This is a genomic window from Paenibacillus sp. FSL W8-1187 (assembly GCF_037965485.1).
GTDB lineage: Bacteria > Bacillota > Bacilli > Paenibacillales > Paenibacillaceae > Paenibacillus_O > Paenibacillus_O pasadenensis.
In genome coordinates this window covers 5,568,078-5,584,911 of sequence record NZ_CP150181.1, presented here as the reverse complement: position 1 = coordinate 5,584,911, position 16,834 = coordinate 5,568,078, and the positions used below count along the sequence as shown (strand labels likewise).

18 protein-coding genes are annotated in these 16,834 nt (G+C 52.7%); 6 read left to right on the top strand and 12 right to left on the bottom strand.

All coding sequences use genetic code 11. The annotated features are described in order from the left end of the window. Window positions 1-153: 153 nt before the first annotated feature. On the bottom strand, window positions 154-795 hold the full coding sequence (locus tag NYE40_RS24035; protein WP_339279123.1) for an NAD(P)-dependent oxidoreductase: 642 nt from the start codon (window positions 793-795) through the stop codon (window positions 154-156). Window positions 796-937: 142 nt separating this feature from the next. On the opposite strand from NYE40_RS24035, the gene NYE40_RS24030 reads away from it, so the two are divergent. Beyond that, window positions 938-1,300 (top strand): helix-turn-helix domain-containing protein, encoded by a 363-nt coding sequence (locus tag NYE40_RS24030; protein WP_339279122.1) that lies wholly within the window; start codon window positions 938-940, stop codon window positions 1,298-1,300. A 154-nt stretch (window positions 1,301-1,454) separates the two neighbouring features. Beyond that, entirely contained in the window at window positions 1,455-1,763 is a 309-nt protein-coding gene (locus NYE40_RS24025; protein ID WP_339279121.1) for a hypothetical protein, read from the top strand. Between the two features lie 61 nt (window positions 1,764-1,824). On the opposite strand, the gene NYE40_RS24020 is transcribed toward NYE40_RS24025, so the two are convergent. Beyond that, on the bottom strand, window positions 1,825-2,553 hold the full coding sequence (locus tag NYE40_RS24020) for a YheC/YheD family protein (RefSeq protein WP_339279120.1): 729 nt from the start codon (window positions 2,551-2,553) through the stop codon (window positions 1,825-1,827). 140 nt (window positions 2,554-2,693) lie between these two features. Between NYE40_RS24020 and NYE40_RS24015 the strand changes: the two genes are divergently transcribed. Further along, the gene (locus NYE40_RS24015) at window positions 2,694-3,278 is read left to right on the top strand and encodes a 23S rRNA (pseudouridine(1915)-N(3))-methyltransferase RlmH (protein WP_339279119.1); all 585 of its coding nucleotides are present in this window, start codon (window positions 2,694-2,696) and stop codon (window positions 3,276-3,278) included. A gap of 136 nt (window positions 3,279-3,414) precedes the next feature. Here the strand turns inward: NYE40_RS24015 and NYE40_RS24010 are convergent, their stop codons facing one another. After that, window positions 3,415-4,062, bottom strand: a complete 648-nt coding sequence (locus NYE40_RS24010) for a YheC/YheD family protein (protein WP_339279118.1) — start codon at window positions 4,060-4,062, stop codon at window positions 3,415-3,417. A 147-nt stretch (window positions 4,063-4,209) separates the two neighbouring features. On the opposite strand from NYE40_RS24010, the gene rlmH reads away from it, so the two are divergent. From rlmH to NYE40_RS23995, 3 genes are all read left to right on the top strand, one after another. Then, window positions 4,210-4,689, top strand: a complete 480-nt coding sequence (rlmH, locus tag NYE40_RS24005; RefSeq protein ID WP_339279117.1) for a 23S rRNA (pseudouridine(1915)-N(3))-methyltransferase RlmH — start codon at window positions 4,210-4,212, stop codon at window positions 4,687-4,689. Window positions 4,690-4,956: 267 nt separating this feature from the next. After that, window positions 4,957-5,304 carry a helix-turn-helix transcriptional regulator gene (locus tag NYE40_RS24000; RefSeq protein ID WP_339279116.1) on the top strand — a complete coding sequence of 116 codons (348 nt, stop codon included), beginning with the start codon at window positions 4,957-4,959 and terminating at the stop codon, window positions 5,302-5,304. A gap of 2 nt (window positions 5,305-5,306) precedes the next feature. After that, window positions 5,307-5,969: an ImmA/IrrE family metallo-endopeptidase gene (locus NYE40_RS23995; protein WP_339279115.1), complete on the top strand. Its 663-nt coding sequence runs from the start codon at window positions 5,307-5,309 to the stop codon at window positions 5,967-5,969. Between the two features lie 1,103 nt (window positions 5,970-7,072). Here NYE40_RS23995 and NYE40_RS23990 read toward each other — a convergent pair. The 9 genes from NYE40_RS23990 to NYE40_RS23950 all read right to left on the bottom strand — a co-directional run bounded on the left by NYE40_RS23990 (window position 7,073) and on the right by NYE40_RS23950 (window position 16,745). Next, complete coding sequence (locus NYE40_RS23990) at window positions 7,073-7,561, bottom strand: DUF4365 domain-containing protein (protein ID WP_339279114.1); 489 nt, start codon at window positions 7,559-7,561, stop codon at window positions 7,073-7,075. A 25-nt stretch (window positions 7,562-7,586) separates the two neighbouring features. After that, window positions 7,587-8,231, bottom strand: coding sequence for a hypothetical protein (locus NYE40_RS23985; RefSeq protein WP_339279113.1), 645 nt, complete (start codon window positions 8,229-8,231; stop codon window positions 7,587-7,589). Between the two features lie 511 nt (window positions 8,232-8,742). After that, the gene (locus NYE40_RS23980; RefSeq protein ID WP_339279112.1) at window positions 8,743-10,416 is read right to left on the bottom strand and encodes a recombinase family protein; all 1,674 of its coding nucleotides are present in this window, start codon (window positions 10,414-10,416) and stop codon (window positions 8,743-8,745) included. Window positions 10,417-10,535: 119 nt separating this feature from the next. Continuing rightward, window positions 10,536-12,107: a recombinase family protein gene (locus NYE40_RS23975; protein WP_339279111.1), complete on the bottom strand. Its 1,572-nt coding sequence runs from the start codon at window positions 12,105-12,107 to the stop codon at window positions 10,536-10,538. Beyond that, on the bottom strand, window positions 12,104-12,322 hold the full coding sequence (locus tag NYE40_RS23970) for a hypothetical protein (protein ID WP_339279110.1): 219 nt from the start codon (window positions 12,320-12,322) through the stop codon (window positions 12,104-12,106). The genes NYE40_RS23975 and NYE40_RS23970 overlap by 4 nt, the downstream gene beginning before the upstream one ends. Window positions 12,323-12,428: 106 nt before the next feature. Then, window positions 12,429-12,743: a DUF960 family protein gene (locus NYE40_RS23965; RefSeq protein WP_339279109.1), complete on the bottom strand. Its 315-nt coding sequence runs from the start codon at window positions 12,741-12,743 to the stop codon at window positions 12,429-12,431. Beyond that, complete coding sequence (locus tag NYE40_RS23960) at window positions 12,744-13,202, bottom strand: JAB domain-containing protein (RefSeq protein ID WP_339279108.1); 459 nt, start codon at window positions 13,200-13,202, stop codon at window positions 12,744-12,746. Beyond that, window positions 13,195-13,572, bottom strand: coding sequence for a hypothetical protein (locus tag NYE40_RS23955; RefSeq protein WP_339279107.1), 378 nt, complete (start codon window positions 13,570-13,572; stop codon window positions 13,195-13,197). Before NYE40_RS23955 ends, NYE40_RS23960 begins: the two co-directional genes overlap by 8 nt. A 32-nt stretch (window positions 13,573-13,604) precedes the next feature. Next, window positions 13,605-16,745, bottom strand: a complete 3,141-nt coding sequence (locus tag NYE40_RS23950; protein ID WP_339279106.1) for a bifunctional DNA primase/polymerase — start codon at window positions 16,743-16,745, stop codon at window positions 13,605-13,607. Window positions 16,746-16,834 lie beyond the last annotated feature (89 nt).

Genomic DNA, 16,834 nt, shown 5'->3' with positions numbered 1-16,834 from the left:
CTTCTGCGAAGCAACGCGCCTGCCCTGCCTTTTAGGGGCGGCAAGCGCGCGCCGAACGAGCAAACGGGACGAAGCGGAGATGGCTCCGTTTCGTCCCGTTTGTGTTTTTCTGCCGCAGCGTGCGATGGAATTCCGTCGCCAGCCGCGCCTCTGCTACTTTTTGTCGCTGACGACCGTGAACCGCTCGTTCACATGCTGCGGATGCTCGATCTCGTCCAGCACGGCGATGGCGAAGTCGGCGTAGCTGACGTAGCTGTCGCCTTGAGCGTTCGGGATGACATGGTCCTTGCCCTTGCGGTAAGAGCCGGTGCGAGGGCCTTCCGGATCGAAGAACGCGGCCGGGCTGATGTACGTCCAGGTCAGCGAGTCGGTCTGGCGCAGATGCTCCAGCTGCTTGCCCGCATTGAAGGCAGTCGGATAGACGAAGTCCGGGAAGTCCGGCGTATCCATCAGCAGCGACGTGCTGTCGGCGTCGACGAACAGGCTGCCCGCGCCGCCTACGACGATCAGCTTCGTGTCCGGCGCGTCCTGGAGCGCGGCCGCCAGCGCGACGCTGGAGTCGAGGTACAGCGTCTCTTGGCCGATCGGCGCCTTGAAGGCGCTGACGACGACGTCGAACGGACGGAGGTCGGCTCCCGTCAGGTCGAACAGGTCTTTCTCGATCACGGCGACGTTCGCGGCGGAGATTTTGGACGCATCCCTCACGATGGCGGTGACGTCGTGGCCGCGGTCGACCGCTTCCTTCAGGATGAGGCTTCCGGATACTCCGTTAGCCCCGATGATGGCGATGTTCATGGTGGTTCCTCCTCTATCGTCAGTCAGGAATAGGTTGTGGACAAGGCTCTAATCCTATACTATGGCAATAGTCCAAAAAGGAACAGTAGGCACATTTAAGATACCTAGTCACATTTTTAAGACCATGAAGAGGAGAGATCGTATGGCGAGAGCCAACTTCAAAGGCGAAATCCCGGAGGAGAAGCGGGAGCTCTGTCTCGTGTCGGATGCGCTGAACGTCATCGCGGGCAAGTGGAAGCTCATTATTCTGTGGCAGCTGAAGGAAACGAGAAGGTTCGGGGAGCTCCAGCGGCTGCTGCCGGGCATCTCCAAAAGCATCCTGACGAGCCAGCTTCGCGAGCTGGAACGGGACGGAATGGTGCATCGCGAGGTGTATCACGAGGTGCCGCCCAAGGTGGAGTATTCGCTGACGGGCATGGGGCGAGGCTTCCTTCCGATCCTGGACAGCATGGGGGAATGGAGAAAGAAGCATGCCGCGGGCAAAGGGGGAGACGCGGACCGCTAGGACGGGGCATCGCCGGACGGTCGGCGGAGATCGGGAGAAGGGCTTCCGAGACCGCCGGACAAACGTCCGGTTTTCCGCCTTCGTCCGCATCTGACCCGCACCAAACCGACTCTATCGCATCTACTAAGTCTATCACCACTAGGGAGGCTTTTGGATGGGACTTCGAGAGGTTCAAGGGTATGATCCGGTTCAGATCACCAACTCCACATCGTTCAATGCGTATGGGGCGGTGGAGTATTCGTCCATCTTTTGCTCGGATGACCTTTATTCGGTGCAGCGCGACGAGACGTGGCGAGCTTCGGGCCGCGGCGTCTGCCTGCTCACTCGGATTACGGCTACGGTGCGGACGCCCAGCGGCAATATTGCAGCGGAGCCGTATACTTCATCCGGCACCTCCTACAGCCGGTTCGCCATCATCCAGGTCGGAGAGAACCGGTTCCAGGTGACGCGCATCGTCAGCTGAGTCCAGATGCCAAGCGAAAAAGACGACTTGCCCGAACATCGGGCAGGTCGTCCTTTGCGTTCTAATGGTTTCGGTACCAATGGATTCGGCGCAGCATCGTGGAGTCCTTCAAGAGCCGGAAAGGGCGCAACGCCGGCTGGTAGTTGCCCTCGATGATCCAGATCCGGCGCTCCCTGTCGATGCCGATGTCGAATCCGACTTGTCGAAGGTCGGGGTAACGCTCTCCGAGCCGTTCGGCAGCCTCCAGCGCGGCCCGCGCCACTTTGGCCGGCAGGCTTCGGTCTTCGATGCGGGCGGATTTCAGCGCCCGAAGCAAGGGAATCGGGCGGCTGGCCACATTCGTGACCAGATAGCCCTTGGCCGCAACTTTTGCATAAGAGCCGGTCACGGTCCAAGGGGACGAGGCTGCTTTTTTGCGCTGGACCATGACCCGGATGTCGAACGGCCTGCGCCCGATGCGAGCCAGCCGGATCCGCTCCTGGACGATGTAGCCTCTTCCTTTGCTTTCGATCCACAGCCACTCCAGAACCTCGTCGGTGCCGCTCATCGTGATGGCGTTGTTCTCGTGCTGCATCCGGTAGGCGCCCGTTTCGGTCCGTTGGATGAAGATGATGTTCGTGCCGAAGCTCCCGTCGCGCGGCTTCAGGACGACGCTGGGATGGCGCTGCAGCATGTTGGACAGGGCGTCCTTCTCCAGCAGCCGCGTCTCCGGCAGCCGCGCGTCCAGCGGAGGGCCGGCTCGCAGGACGCCGTATTGCTCCCATTTATCTTTTTGGACCGCCACTGTCATCCCTGCCTTTTTCATCGGATACGGTCATTTTAAGGGGAATCCGCGCGCCGCATAAGCGAGCATTCGTCTTTCTTTTGCTACGGGGGGCTGGAATCGGATAAGCTGGGAGGAGCAGATCAATCGTTCGGGGGATCGTGGACATGCAGATTCAGATCGTATGCGTGGGAAAGCTGAAAGAGAAGTATTGGACGGGCGGTGTGGAGGAGTATGCGAAGCGGCTGGGCGCCTATGCCAAGCTCGACATCCGCGAGCTGCCGGATGAGAAGACGCCGGACTCCATGAGCCCGGCGGAGGAGGATCAGGTGCGTGCGCGCGAGGGCGAGCGCATCCTGGGGGCGCTGTGGGACGGCGCGCATGTCGTCGCGCTGGCGATCGACGGCGAGACGTGGTCGAGCGAGCAGCTGGCCGCGCATCTGGACAAGCAGGCCGTCTACGGCGGCGGCTCCGTCAGCTTCGTCATCGGCGGCTCGCTCGGCCTGTCGCCGGCTGTCTTGAAGCGCGCGTCCATCTTTTGCTCGGATGACCTTTATTCGGTGCAGCGCGACGAGACGTGGCGAGCTTCAGGCCGCGGCGTCTGCCTGCTCACTCGAATTACGGCTACGGTGCGGACGCCCAGCGGCAATATTGCAGCGGAGCCGTATACTTCATCCGGCACCTCCTACAGCCGGTTCGCCATCATCCAGGTCGGAGAGAACCGGTTCCAGGTGACGCGCATCGTCAGCTGAGTCCAGATGCCAAGCGAAAAAGACGACTTGCCCAAACATCGGGCAGGTCGTCTTTTGCGTTCTAATGGTTTCGGTACCAATGGATTCGGCGCAGCATCGAGGAGTCCTTCAAGAGCCGGAAAGGGCGCAACGCCGGCTAGTAGTTGCCCTCGATGATCCAGATCCGGCGGTCCCTGTCGATGCCGATGTCGAATCCGACTTGCCGGAGATCGGGATAACGATCGCCAAGCCGTTTGGCAGCCGCCAGCGCGGCCCGCGCCACTTTGGCCGGCAGGCTCCGGTCCTCGATGCGGGCGGATTTCAGTGCCTGAAGCAAGGGAATCGGGCGGCTGGCCACATTCGTGACCAGATAGCCCTTGGCCGCAACTTTTGCATAAGAGCCGGTCACGGTCCAAGGGGACGAGGCTGCTTTTTGGCGCTGGACCATGACCCGGATGTCGAACGGCCTGTGCCCGATGCGAGCCAGCCGGATCCGCTCCTGGACGATGTAGCCTCTTCCTTTGCTTTCGATCCACAGCCACTCGAGAACCTCATCGGTGCCGCTCATCGTGATGGCGTTGTTCTCGTGCTGCATCCGGTAGGCGCCCGTTTCGGTCCGTTGGATGAAGATGATGTTCGTGCCGAAGCTCCCGTCGCGCGGCTTCAGGACGACGCTGGGATGGCGCTGCAGCATGTTGGACAGGGCGTCCTTCTCCAGCAGCCGCGTCTCCGGCAGCCGCGCGTCCAGCGGGGGGCCGGCACGCAGGACGTTGTATTGCTCCCATTTGTCTTTTTGGACCGCCACTGTCATCCCTGCCTTTTTCGATCGGTTACGGTCATTTTAAGGGGAATTCGCGTGCCGCATAAGCGAGCATTCGTCTATCTTTTGCTACGGGAGGCTGGAATCGGATAAGCTGGGAGGAGTAGATCAATCGTTCGGAGGACCGTGGACATGCAGATTCAGATCGTATGCGTGGGAAAGCTGAAAGAGAAGTATTGGACCGGCGGCGTGGACGAGTATGCGAAGCGGCTGGGCGCCTATGCCAAGCTCGACATCCGCGAGCTGCCGGACGACAAGACGCCGGACTCCATGAGCCCGGCGGAGGAGGAGCAGGTGCGCGCGCGCGAGGGCGAGCGCATCCTGGGCGCGCTGCGGGACGGCGCGCATGTCGTCGCGCTGGCGATCGACGGCGAGACGTGGTCGAGCGAGCAGCTGGCCGCGCATCTGGACAAGCAGGCCGTCTACGGCGGCGGCGCCGTCAGCTTCGTTATCGGCGGCTCGCTCGGCCTGTCGCCCGCCGTCCTGAAGCGCGCCGACAAGAAGCTGTCTTTCGGGCGGATGACCTATCCGCATCAGATGATGCGCGTGATGCTGCTCGAGCAGATTTATCGCGGGTTCCGGATTAATCGGGGAGAACCGTATCACAAATGAGGCGAAATTTTTGGCATTAACCGCGCACGGGGCGCGGAAAGTTGCCCCAAGGGGCAGGGTGGGGGATGGGCCACCCTGGGGGAAGATCGTTGCGCAGGCGGGCTCGTGCTGGATGCTTGAGGGACGTGGACTCGGAGCGACGGGAATGGGGGAGATTCAAAATAGTTAGAGTTCCCCGTATCTTCTAGTTTACTATGATTCCCGTATTTAGTGTGTTGACAAAATAATCAACACGATATATAGTAAACAAAGAAAGGTAGTGATATTATGAGCGAGTTTGGGGATTTGCTCAAATCGCTACGTCAGGAGCACAAAATTAGTCAGCGAAAGCTAGCTGAGTTGGTGGGTATTGATTTTACTTACATTAGCAAAATTGAAAGCGGCACAATGGACCCGCCAGCCGAAGATAAAATCATTAAAATGGCAGAGGTATTTAAAGTAGACCCGGACCAACTTTTGATTTCCGCTAAAAAGGTGCCAAGTGAATTGCAGAAAATTATTACTGAGCATCAAGACGTACCTGTTTTTCTTAGGAAAGCTTCAAGTTTCTCTCCTCATCAATGGGAGCGAATCCGGGGGATCATGAATGAGACTCCAGAAGATGGTGAGAAATAAAAGTGAGTAAATATCCGTTTATAACGCATGATGAAATGGAACGAATAACCCAAGGGATTTTGCGAGATTACGGGTTCGACTTTGAAAATAAGGATTTCCCTGAAGCAGTTCCAATTGATGAGATTATTGAATTTCATTATGGCTTAGACATTCACTGGGAACCAATTGACCACTTTGATCCATCGGGGTTAGTTATGGCAGCAATCATTCCTAGCGACAAGCGAATTATTATGAACGAGTCATGTAAGGAACTCTTTGAAGAAAAGATTGGAACAATGCATTTCACAATGGCACACGAATTGGGTCATTGGGTACTTCATGTTAGTGACAGAGAGAACCTGCAAACATCAGTAGACTTCAATGACTCGTCCCAGACATTTTTTTGCCGAAGTCGGTCAAAGAAACCACCAGAAGAATATCAGGCTGATATGTTTGCTGGGTCTCTATTAATTCCCAAACCAATCATTCAAAAAGTAGTGGGTAATATGAAGGCTCAAGGAAAAATACAGATGAAGCAGTTATACTGGTTAGCACCAATGTTCAAGGTTTCCATTAGCGCTTTAATAGTTAGACTCAAACAATTGGATTTATTGTACATAGATGATGACGGAACGATTTATGATTCCAAAAGTGAAAGCCAAGGGCAGATTATTTTCGATTTTTAATCTGCCTTTTCTTTTAAACTAAATGTTGAGTTGATAATCAACACAATAAAAATCCATGCATTTCAGCATGTTCACATAAATAACTTATTTTATCCGGGGTGACGAATCAATGGCGACTAATGGTGCAAAGGGAAATGGACGTATTGGAGCAGTTAAAGGAAGAAGCCAGGTGAAGACTCAAAGTGGTCATTGGGTCAAGAGAAATACTGAAACTGGAAGGTTCATGGATCAGAAAACAAGTAGCAAAGCTCCGTTCAAGGGAGTTCGCAGGGAAGGCTAATATTACGATAAAAGGAGAATGATCAAAGATGGCAAGCAGACATCAGGTTTTATGTGTAAACAAAAGTGATCGATACAATCCTCACGAACGAATTACTCATATCGGTGGTAAAAATGATAACGGGTCAAGGTGGAAGCTAACCCAACAAGATGCTATCGCCGGTATTGAGGGAGGTAAGTGGTCGTTCTACGTAAACAGAGCTGGTCATACCGTCAATGTAATTGTATCCACGAGCCGATACGGGAATAAGTATTTGAAAACTGAAGCTGATGGAGATCAGCCTGACAATTTGTTGAGTCTTTCAGAGTGTCCTCTGTAGACTTTTAACAAAATAGAACACTTGTTCCTATGTTTCCGGTGTGCTATTATTAATGAATCAAATATCCATTGATAGATATTTGATTCATAAGGGAGGTGAGACGATGGCAGTGAAACATACACCAACAGGTATCGTACACAGTGGAACAAAGGGTGGTACAACCGGATGTGGATTCAACACTAACGAGAACCCAAGCCATTGGGTGGGGACTTACTCCAATATCACTTGTGACAAAAACGGTTGCAAAAACTAGCTTCACATAGAAGGAGTCCGTTCATCTACTACGAGAACGGACTCCTTCTATTCTTAATGTGACTCCTTGCCGACCGAGGATCCAAGCAGATTTAGCCTTCAAAGAATATGTTGAGAATTCTTCATTAGCCACTTGCTGTGCGCGGAAAGTTGCCCCAAGGGGCAGGGTGGGGGATGGGCCACCCTGGGGGAAGATCGCTTGGCAGGCGGGCTCGTGTGGGCTGTTTCGGCCTGCCCCAGAGGCGGGGGCTCTCAAGCGCCTTCGGATTCGGTGGAGACTAACAAAAAGTCTTTTATTGACTCTTCAAATTTGAAGATCTCCAAGATGTCATAGTTTTTGATTGAAATATTAATCCCGTACTCGGGCTTGCTAGTCTGCCCAGGCTTGTCATAGTTCCGGTCAACGAAAACCTCGTTCGGAACTTTCCATGATTCAGAGGGGATTAAGAAGATGTCAGGCATTTGACCTTCTTTGAAGGTTAGGAGTGCCATGTACAAGTTATGATTGCCAATATTGAACTTACTCTTTTGAGCAAAAACGTACCCGGTTCCCCTTAGAGATTTAACTTGGATTTCCATGAATCTGCCCGTTTTGTCTTTTACAATGAAATCAATGCCTCGATCATCTACCTTGGACGAAAACACCTCGAGACCGTAAGATGCAAACTCCATCTTTGCAAAATATTCAGCGTAACGGCCCAGTTGCAATGAATTAAGGGCCCCCCAATTTTTATTCGGCACGATCAAACCCTCCAAGTTAACGATTTTATTCCACCCGGACAAGCTCTTCCTCATTGATCCAGTAGATTTGAAAGTCCACAGTCTCTTTAAGCCATTTGATTCGTGGAAGCAAGTTCCTATATGTTGCAAACCCATCCGGTAAAGCTATACCGAGCTTAACATCGGGGTTTTCTCCACGATACAACACAAGGTCGAAAACTGCTCCAGAAAACCAATGACGAGCCTGTGTGTTTTGGCTCTTTTCGGGGTACCCTTTAACGCTTATCCATAGTTCATCACCAGCGGGACTAAGAGCGATGATGTCCTTGCCGGATGTACGGGATGCCGTATCCGCGACACTACGGATTGTGTAATTGTGTGTAACAAGGTAGCTGACAACCTTGCTTTGGACATTACCCTCCCAAAACCATGGTCGAATATAATCAATTGAGGATTTTTCGGCCTTCGGATCTTCTTTTTCAGCATTCCAGTCTAGCAGGCTATTGGTTAATTTGGGTTTATGACAATGATCGCATTCGCCATGATGGCGATTAATAGTTGAAGTTTCGGAGAGTGAACGGCAAATCGAGTAGACCGTTTGTCTCGGGACTACACCGGAAGAAACGGACAAACAGTCATCGCACAGCTTCGCATTATATAAAGAAGCAATTATTTTATCTTTATTTGCCATGGCCAACCTCCATATCGTGTTTACTGAAACTAGCTTCATTGTATCATAAATGACTGTGAAATTTGCCCATAAACGGTCGCATTGTCTTTAAAGCAATGTTTATTCAAATATGATTAGACGCCATGTTTAGCTAAGAAAATGCTAAATCAAGGCTGCACATTTATGTGATATTATTATTGTAAAAGGACTGGGGGATGTTGGGAATGATAACTTTTGATCGTGCAAGAACATCTGTTGGTCTCTCAAATTTTGTAGAGTTTTACGAGGATTATCGCCAATACTATGAACATCAATCATCAGGGAATAAGAAGCGACTTGCGGCGAAGTTGCTTGAGTCAAACCCGAGAGCGTCGTCAATCTCTGGCCAAAACACGAGAATCAGCTACACAGTCGCAATTTTTTCGAATCGGTGGGAAAAGGAAATGCTAAGAGCTGCTATCGAGTCCGGTCATCCGAGTATTAACAATGAGATTAAAGCAAGGGCAAAATATCTATTAAGTCAGGAGTAACGTCAAATAATCACTTGCAGTCTGTGATTGAGCTTAGGAGCTTTCCCTTCAAAAGGGAAAGCCCCTTCCGCCATTAAATCAGCAGAAGGGGCTGCGCTTAAAAAATGCTGGTCCGTCATTTTGTCGAAGATCATCTCGATCTTGTCGATTTTCTTGTCGCTCGATACCGTGATCTTGCTGATAATGAGATGTAGCAATGTCTTACGTTGGTCGAAAGATGAACTCATGAGCAAGTGGTCGAAGCGTTCAATGATGGACCGTACCGTTTCGTAAGGGACGGGGTGCGCTTGGTCGCCGTCAAGCTCACACTCGAGTTCGGAGCTGCGTGCGTGGAGCCGATCGAGGTCGGCTTCCAGTTCGGCCAACCGGTTGGCAAACAACTTCCGGTCGAACTGGTCCGATTCGTAAAGTTGAAGGTACTTGAGCTTCGTGGCTTGAACTTCGTCAAGGCGGCCTCGGATCGCTTCGAGCTCTTCCTGAAGCGGCTTGATGCGGTTGATTTTCCGGTCGTTGATCCCCTTAACAATCCCCTGAAGAATTTGGGGCTTCAAGAGAACCTGCCTGATCCGGTCAAACACGTATCGCTCAGCATCTTGCTTTCGAACACTGTTCGCGCTGCAAACCGAACTGCCCTTGCTCCTGAAGTTTCCGCAAGAGTAGTACATGCGGACAACTGGATTGCCTTCCTTATCCTTGTTATTCGTCCGGCTGGCGGTCATGGCGGCACCGCATTTCGGGCATCGTAGTAATCCCGTCAGTAGATATTCGCCGTGAAACCGCTTTGTCGAAGTATGAGCTTTACGATCGCGTAAGAACTGAACCTTATTCCACAACTGCTCGTCAATGATCGCGGGGTGTTGCCCATCTGCAATGACTGGTGACGGGTTCTTGCCCTTCCTTCGTTTCTCACTCCAGTTGGTATACCGGCAATATCGCACCTTTGCTATGTAAAAAGGATTCTCGATAATATCCCGGATCGCACAAATCGAGAACGAGTTCCCAGCCTTTGTGACGAGACCGTCATGATTCAATTCGTTAGCGATGGACTTCAACCCTCGACCAGAGGCGAATTGGTCGAATATCCGTTTCACGATCGCGGCCTCTTCTGGTACAATATCAATTCGAGTTACGCGCTTCCGGCCACTACTTGAAAGCACGACAACTTTATAACCCAAGGGTGCTCTTGCAATATGACCGCCTGTCGAGACTCTTTGGTGTGACCCCATTTTTGAGTTGCCGAGAATGGTGTCGCGTTCGAGTTCACCGACCGCGCCCATCATCGAAAGAGCGAACTTTCCCATCGGCGTATCCGTTTCGAAATTCTCCGCGAACGAACGGAACGAGATGTTGTGCTTCCGGAGATGTTCAACGATCTGCAAGAGATCTACCGTGTTGCGGGCAAGGCGGTTGAAGCGAAGTACCAGCACCTCATCGTACAAACCTTCCTCGGCATCGCGAAGCATTTTTTGAAGTTCAAACCGCTTGGCAATGCTTTTGCCGCTCACACCGCGTTCGACATACTCCCTAAAGACGATATTGCCGTACAGTTCACAGTATTTGCGAAGCTGATTAAGTTGGGCATCAATGGAATACCCATGCTCCGCCTGTTCTTCCGTACTGACCCGGACATAGATGGCGACTCTCTTTGGAGAATTGGATTCCGGCAAATGCATCATCCGGCACCATTCTTGGCTTTTACGTCAAAGGTTAACTGATGGTGGATTTCAACATGAACTATCGTTTCTTCCGATTCATTACGAATGTATAAGGCCGCACAAGTAGGCTGTTTCATTTTCTACGCCTCCATTTGATTGGTTATTTTGATAGGCAACAGAGCCGCATTCCCGTGAATGACAGCGCCGTTTAAGTTGCGATCTGGCGGAACAGTTATTTTGTCGACAAGCAGGCGGATAAGCTGTTTTCGCTTTAGATCAGGTTCAAGTCCAATCATTCGCTGCAGCTGCTGTAAGCTTTCTCTAACGGCTTCAGCAGGATATTCCTGTACTTGGTGAGCAGCCAGTTCCCTCTCGATCTGGTCGCATTCGCGTTCAAGCTGCTGCTGACGGTATTTGATGCTCTCCAGCGTTTGTAGCAAGTCTTCTTGCGTTGTGGTGCCTTTTTCGAACGACAGAAAGGCTTGTTTCTGTTGGCTCTCCAAGTGGTTCGTTTCAGTTTTGCAATTTTGAAGGCGCTCCAACAGCGGTTTGCGTGCGCTGTCCTGCTTCCTGGTTGCGAAGGCAGAAATGTCGTTGATTACTTCGGGAGCAGACAGCAAGCGTTCAAGCTTTTTGTAGAACCATTGCTCAATCCGGTCGGCATTTAAGCCATTCGCTTTACATGCGCTAGAGCCTTTAGAATTAAAGCTACCGCAAACGTAATAGTAATTTATGCGCTTGCTGCCGTTTTTACGAATGTGCCTCGTGTGACCGGCGACCATTCCCTTACCGCACTGTGGACATCTCAATAGTCCGGTAAGCGGAAATTTGCGTTGAATGACTCGTTTGGGCTTTATTGACCGTTGTGCGTAAACGCTCTGGACCTGCTCCCAAAGGTCTTTTGCTATTATCGGCTCGTGCTCGCCGTTAGCCAACTCGATAGGGATGCTACCTTTGGAGCGGCGATGCTCAGAAACGTTTAAGCGTACGAGGCCAATATAGTTGCAGTTAAGTAAAATGCCTCTAATGGACAGGATACTGAATGGCTTGTCGTTTTTCGTTCGATGGGCCTCTTTGTTCATCCGATTGGTGATCGCCTTAAGTCCAAAACGTCCTGACGCATAAAGCTCGAATATCCGATGAACGAGTTTTGCTTCTTCGGCGACGATCTCCACGCGCCCAGGCTGGGAGTCGTTGCCTTGAATCCAGCGGTAACCGAGCACATTGTTCCCACAGTTCCACTTGCCTTGTCTGCTTCTTTCAATAGAAGCCAACCGTACGTTATCTGAGATGTAATCACGTTCCAACTGCGCGGCGGCTCCCATGATCTGAAGAACGAAGTTGCCGTGTATTGTTTCCGTATCGAATCGTTCCATAAAACTGTGAAGCCGAATGTCCATTTCCTTGAACAAGTCTACGATTTTGAGCAAGTCAACGAGATTTCTTGATAAACGGCTAATCCGCCAAATAACTACCAAATCATAGCGCTGCAACTTGCCGTCTTCAAGCATGCGCTTCAGTTCTGGACGTCCGGTTATCGCTTTTCCTGACGCACCTGCATCGATGTAGATGTCGTAAATATCGAGATGGTGCATCTCACAGTAGCTTCGAAGAGCGTTAATTTGGCCTTCTATGCTATAACCGTGTTTTGCCTGCTCGTCCAGGCTGACTCTAACGTAGAGGGCCGCCCGGCTGTTCTTGGATGGCATCATGCGATCATCCGGTAGTCCGTCGTTTGAAGCAGTTCGGCAGTCATCTCCTCATTCATCTGCTGCTCAAACTCACTTTCGGTTATCGAAAAGACGACATCACGGACTTCCGACGGCGCGTGTCGGCGCTGCTGTTTGTTATGGTAAGAAACAATCATATCCGCCAGCATCTCAAAGGCGAGTAGAAGTTGGGGATTGCCTGCAAGGGAGAGTTCCATCGGTCATTTCCTTCCTTTGTTTTTCTTGCGATACTCTATGATTTCAAGTACAAGCTGGGTAGTAGCCATGACTAATGCGACAATTGCCTTCTTCATCGCAACGGCCTCAATAATCTTCCGGCAACAGCATCGTGCAGTAATCGCCGCTGTCGATGACCCAGACCGTGAGAGCCGAAACGGGTTCACGAATGCCAGCAATGTCGTAGATCTGTTGGCCATCTGGCTGCTCTTGCTTATGTCGAACTCGTTGATACATGACATCCCCGGCATGAACAATAGACAAAGAGAACACTTGCAAGTAGTCCAGCTCCTTGCCGTCGCTCAGGTTCTGATCAATGATAGACCAGAGGACTAACTGAATCTCGGGGCTAATGGTTTCCTGAATGCGCCTTGTCATGTATCGCGATTGTTTGGGGAACATCTACATCAGCCCCCGTTCCTTCATGCTCACGTATGTGCCGTCACCGAGTACGATGTGGTCCAGCAGTTCAATGCCGATCAGAGCGCCCGTATCGCGTAGTCGCTCGGTCAGCTCCACATCTTCCTGGCTAGGGGAAGGATTGCCCGACGGATGATTGTGGCAAGCGATAATGGATGCCGAGTTGGCGAGTATCGCGAGCTTGAACGTCTCCCTCGGGTGAACGAGGGAAGCGTTCAAGGTGCCGCTGGATACTTGGTGCAGAGCGGTGGGTTCGTTCTTCGTGTTTAAGCACAGAATGCAAAACGACTCGCGATCGCAGTCGCCGATGAACTGGCGGAAAATCTCGGCGGCGTTGCCCGGCTGGTTGATTTTTCGTTGCGCGTAGAACATGGCCGTCCGCTCCCGAACCATGCGCAGCGTCACGATCTCAATCCGCTTCGCAGCGCATTTCTTACTCAAGACCCTTCACCGCCTCGCCGCTTTGTTCCCTGAGCCAAGCTTCCGTATCCTGGTCCTGCGAGTTGACGGGTATGAGGTATTGCGCGATCCAATTGTTGTCTAGTAAAATGCCGACACGATAAAAATGGAAGCCGGGCATGTCAACGAGCTCGACGTACTCGGGACCATAAGGAACGGCCCTGATGCGATCAAGCAATTTGTCGCCAGCCTCGCAAACAAAGACAGGGTGATGGAGGAAGACGTCGGAACCGTCTTCCCCCGCCTCAGCCTGAAGTCCGGCGAAAAGTTCCCCTGCATAAGCGATAAGCGGCTCAGGCAAGCGAGCTTCGGCCAGTAATTGTAAATCTTCAATCGTTCGAATCTGGATCATAGATATTGCCCCTTTCAGCGATTTTGATAGGTTCAATATCCATAATTTATGTTTTCATTTTTAGTCGTCACGGTTGACTTCGAGGCCCAGGTCTGTGGTGTCGGCCCCCGTCTCCCCCTCCGCTTCGGCGGCGGGGAGGATCTTGTCGTCAGGGGGGGGGGATTTTCTTTTTTCTCTGCTCCCTTGTCCGGGGGTTTTGGGGGTCGACGGGAACGAAAGCTTTCGCCTCTTGGCTTTTTGTCGGCCCCCGCGCCGCCTTCTGAGGGGGCGGTTTCCCGGTCTTCGGGGGAAAACGGGCTCTCGGTCGCCGCTCCTCCCTTGGGGTTTGGCCGGACTCGCGACGTTGGCTCCGTGGCCTCCGTGTCGTCAACGCCCTTCAAGACCGCTGCCGGAACCCGAAGCTTTCTGCCAGTCGTTCCGTCCAGGTTCCGCTTGACAAGGTTGTGCTTGCGCTCCTTGCCGTCCTCCAGCGACGTTTCCGGGACGGAGAGGCCTTCCTCCGCAAGCTGCTTCCACAGGATCGTTTCGGAGATGGGAAACTGCTTGCCCTGACCACCCAGGAAACGGCTTACGGCGGTGTACAGGACGTCCGGGAGAAAGAAAAAATGATCCTTGTCGTGCCAGCCCACCTTCGTGCCCTGACCGGGTTCAGGTGCCCGGGTATGCTTCTTCGTGCTCACGGTGTAAATCGTACCGCTGGCCAGCAGTTCGGAGACGATATTAATGAACCTTGTCGTAGCTTTGACCTCGGTCACCTGTTCGCCCTGCTCTTTTGCGGCGAGCAGGAACAGCTTCCACGCGTCAGCCAGGTGATTCTCCTTTTGCGAAGGCTCGACCGCGCCAACGCTTGCAGCGTACTCCAATCCCATCTCCAGTCCAAGGTAAAGGAAGGCGCACGCGTCCACGAGTCTGCCGTGGATGTTCAGCTTCAGAGCCTCGGCGCGTTTCCGGTCGAAGGTACTGGCCAGTAAATGGTCTTCCCGGTGCTGCATCTTAGAAGAAAGCCATTCCAAATATCCGACCATGGCCTCGGCAAGCTTGTGCGATTGAGCCTGAGCCGACGTAAGCAAATCCAGGTTGACGTCATTCGGCAGCAGCTCGGCAGAAAAAAGTCGGGCAATGCTGGAGCCCCCGGTGATGAGATCTTCAGCAGTCGCCACCGCCATACCTTGCGGAGGGCTATCTTGTCTGAAGCGGATATCCCTTGTCATTCGGCCTTTCCCGACGCGTTCACCGTAGCCGCGTAGCACCTGCTGTGCGTTGCCGGACATCATTTTACCCTCCTGCGGATTGTTCGTTGGATGAAAATCGTCAATCAGCAGAAGAGAGTCCTTGGTCACAAACCCTTTCATCTCCAGCGTGTTTGCTGTGTCCTTGAAGCTCGCGGGAGGCGAGTTCAGGAACGTACCGAAATGGCACAGGAACAGTGAAGTCAAGGACGTTTTGCGTGAGCCGGTATAGCCGTAGATCCAGAGCAGAAACTTCGGCTCTTGCTTGAGCCAGCGTAGCCATTCGCAAAGCGGCGACAAGAAAGTTAATCCCCACAGGGCGTACGTGACAAGCGGAGGAGCCAGATTCAGAAGCGAGAGGCTAGCTTTCATGGCCCCTGTTTGATCATCAACCGTTGCCGGTAGCCAGTAGCTCGCGAATTTCGAATCCAGCTCTACCGTAATGTTGCTGGAGCCGACAGCGCCACCCGCATGGAGGTACCTCCATGCGCCATCGAACTTTACCCAACCGAGATGGGAAAAAACGTACTCTTGCTCGGCGCTTTCGGCGGTTGACTGGATAATGTGCCGAACGTAATCCTTCGTTTTGATTCCTGGCTCGATGTTCGGTTCAGGTCCCCACTTCGAAATCCATTTCATGGCCTCAAAGTCGTCGGCGGGTACGACAATGGGCGAAAGTTTCTTCTGATTCGAGAGGATGACCCCTTCGATTTCGTACAGCCGCTGCTTCTCCAATCCGTCATCCCTGATGATCGTCTTGTTGAGCCAGGCGAAAAAGTTGGCGAGCGGAGTAGCCTCGCGTTCTCCGTCCCGGTTGAAGGAAATGAGGCAAATGCCGGAGGCCTCAAGTGCGTACTTTGCCGGTAACAGGGCTGCTTTATCGCTTACCTCTTGAGGCAAATTGGAGGCGTCCGTTACTTCCGACAAGAAATAAGCAGGTGAATTGCTAATCTCGCCCTTACTTTTACGGATTTTACCGAAGCAAGACCGAATTTGCGTGCTGTCGCAGCCGAAAGTTGTACATCGGGTCGGCCCATAAGGAGAACCGGCCTTCTCCAACAGTTGCACGATCCTCTCTTCGCTGCGATCGGCGTATTTCACGCTCATTGCCGAAAATTCGTAGGCTGCTTTGGCAAACCCTGCCTTGACCAACATGGTCACGACGTTAAACCATGTATTTTCATCGCATCCGAATTCCTGCTGGGTTGCGATGAACCTTCGACAGGCTGGACAATGCCTGTCAAGAATGGCTAGCGCTGGGTCGATACGGTCATTGTCGATGTAAACAGTACCTTTCTTACGTTGTAAATCCATATTTTCGCTCCGGGATGCGACTGGGACAGCTTCTGGCGTTGTAGTCTCCTTTATCAGCATCCAGTCCGGAGCGGCGGCAAGCTCGACCTCACCTGGGCTCCGGCCCGGCAGCCACGAGTAAACCCCGCCGTTTTGGTGCACTGAGGGCGGAAGGACGGTCATCTGGCCGTCACTTAGAACCGCCAGTTCTTCGTGACCGCCGCTCGGGCAAGCTTCTTTTATCTTTCGCAGCGCGGCTCCATTGGGAGGTTTATACAAGTATCTCAACCCGCCGCCGGGCGTGCTAAACTGCAGCGTAATGGGGAGATCGCCTCCCGACAGTTCCGCTAGCTTTTGCCTGCCGTACTCGCCGTCAACGTCGATGGCAATAATGCCTTCAGCGCTGCCGAGCACCATGCCGAGATTGCTGTTCTCCCACCACTCGAACCACGAGGAGACAACAGCAGGATCGCTGCTGGCTTGACTGCGCCAGTCGGAGAGACGGGGGACCTTGCCGGGGTTGTGGCATTGTGCAAGGTGGTGTTCGGTCACTCCGCTGTGGTCGGGCGGGCAGAGCGGCAAGACTCGCCAGCCAAGCCCGGAGTAAGCCGTCGCTGCTTGCTTTGTAGTCATTTCGTTTAGACGGTCCATGTTTCACCAACTCTAGAATGGATTTTATGATGCATTACGCTTTGATGTTCATTGAGGTAAAATATGTTGGGGCGGCGATTTCGAGACGA

Coding starts and splice junctions, on each gene's coding strand:
- NYE40_RS23950 (WP_339279106.1), bottom strand. CDS start 16,745: ATGGACCGTCTAAACGAAATGACTACAAAGCAAGCAGCGACGGCTTAC.
- NYE40_RS24030 (WP_339279122.1), top strand. CDS start 938: ATGGCGAGAGCCAACTTCAAAGGCGAAATCCCGGAGGAGAAGCGGGAG.
- NYE40_RS24020 (WP_339279120.1), bottom strand. CDS start 2,553: ATGACAGTGGCGGTCCAAAAAGATAAATGGGAGCAATACGGCGTCCTG.
- NYE40_RS24000 (WP_339279116.1), top strand. CDS start 4,957: ATGAGCGAGTTTGGGGATTTGCTCAAATCGCTACGTCAGGAGCACAAA.
- NYE40_RS23980 (WP_339279112.1), bottom strand. CDS start 10,416: ATGATGCATTTGCCGGAATCCAATTCTCCAAAGAGAGTCGCCATCTAT.
- NYE40_RS24015 (WP_339279119.1), top strand. CDS start 2,694: ATGCAGATTCAGATCGTATGCGTGGGAAAGCTGAAAGAGAAGTATTGG.
- NYE40_RS23970 (WP_339279110.1), bottom strand. CDS start 12,322: ATGGAACTCTCCCTTGCAGGCAATCCCCAACTTCTACTCGCCTTTGAG.
- NYE40_RS23955 (WP_339279107.1), bottom strand. CDS start 13,572: ATGATCCAGATTCGAACGATTGAAGATTTACAATTACTGGCCGAAGCT.
- rlmH (WP_339279117.1), top strand. CDS start 4,210: ATGCAGATTCAGATCGTATGCGTGGGAAAGCTGAAAGAGAAGTATTGG.
- NYE40_RS23985 (WP_339279113.1), bottom strand. CDS start 8,231: ATGGCAAATAAAGATAAAATAATTGCTTCTTTATATAATGCGAAGCTG.
- NYE40_RS23965 (WP_339279109.1), bottom strand. CDS start 12,743: ATGTTCCCCAAACAATCGCGATACATGACAAGGCGCATTCAGGAAACC.
- NYE40_RS24035 (WP_339279123.1), bottom strand. CDS start 795: ATGAACATCGCCATCATCGGGGCTAACGGAGTATCCGGAAGCCTCATC.
- NYE40_RS23975 (WP_339279111.1), bottom strand. CDS start 12,107: ATGATGCCATCCAAGAACAGCCGGGCGGCCCTCTACGTTAGAGTCAGC.
- NYE40_RS24025 (WP_339279121.1), top strand. CDS start 1,455: ATGGGACTTCGAGAGGTTCAAGGGTATGATCCGGTTCAGATCACCAAC.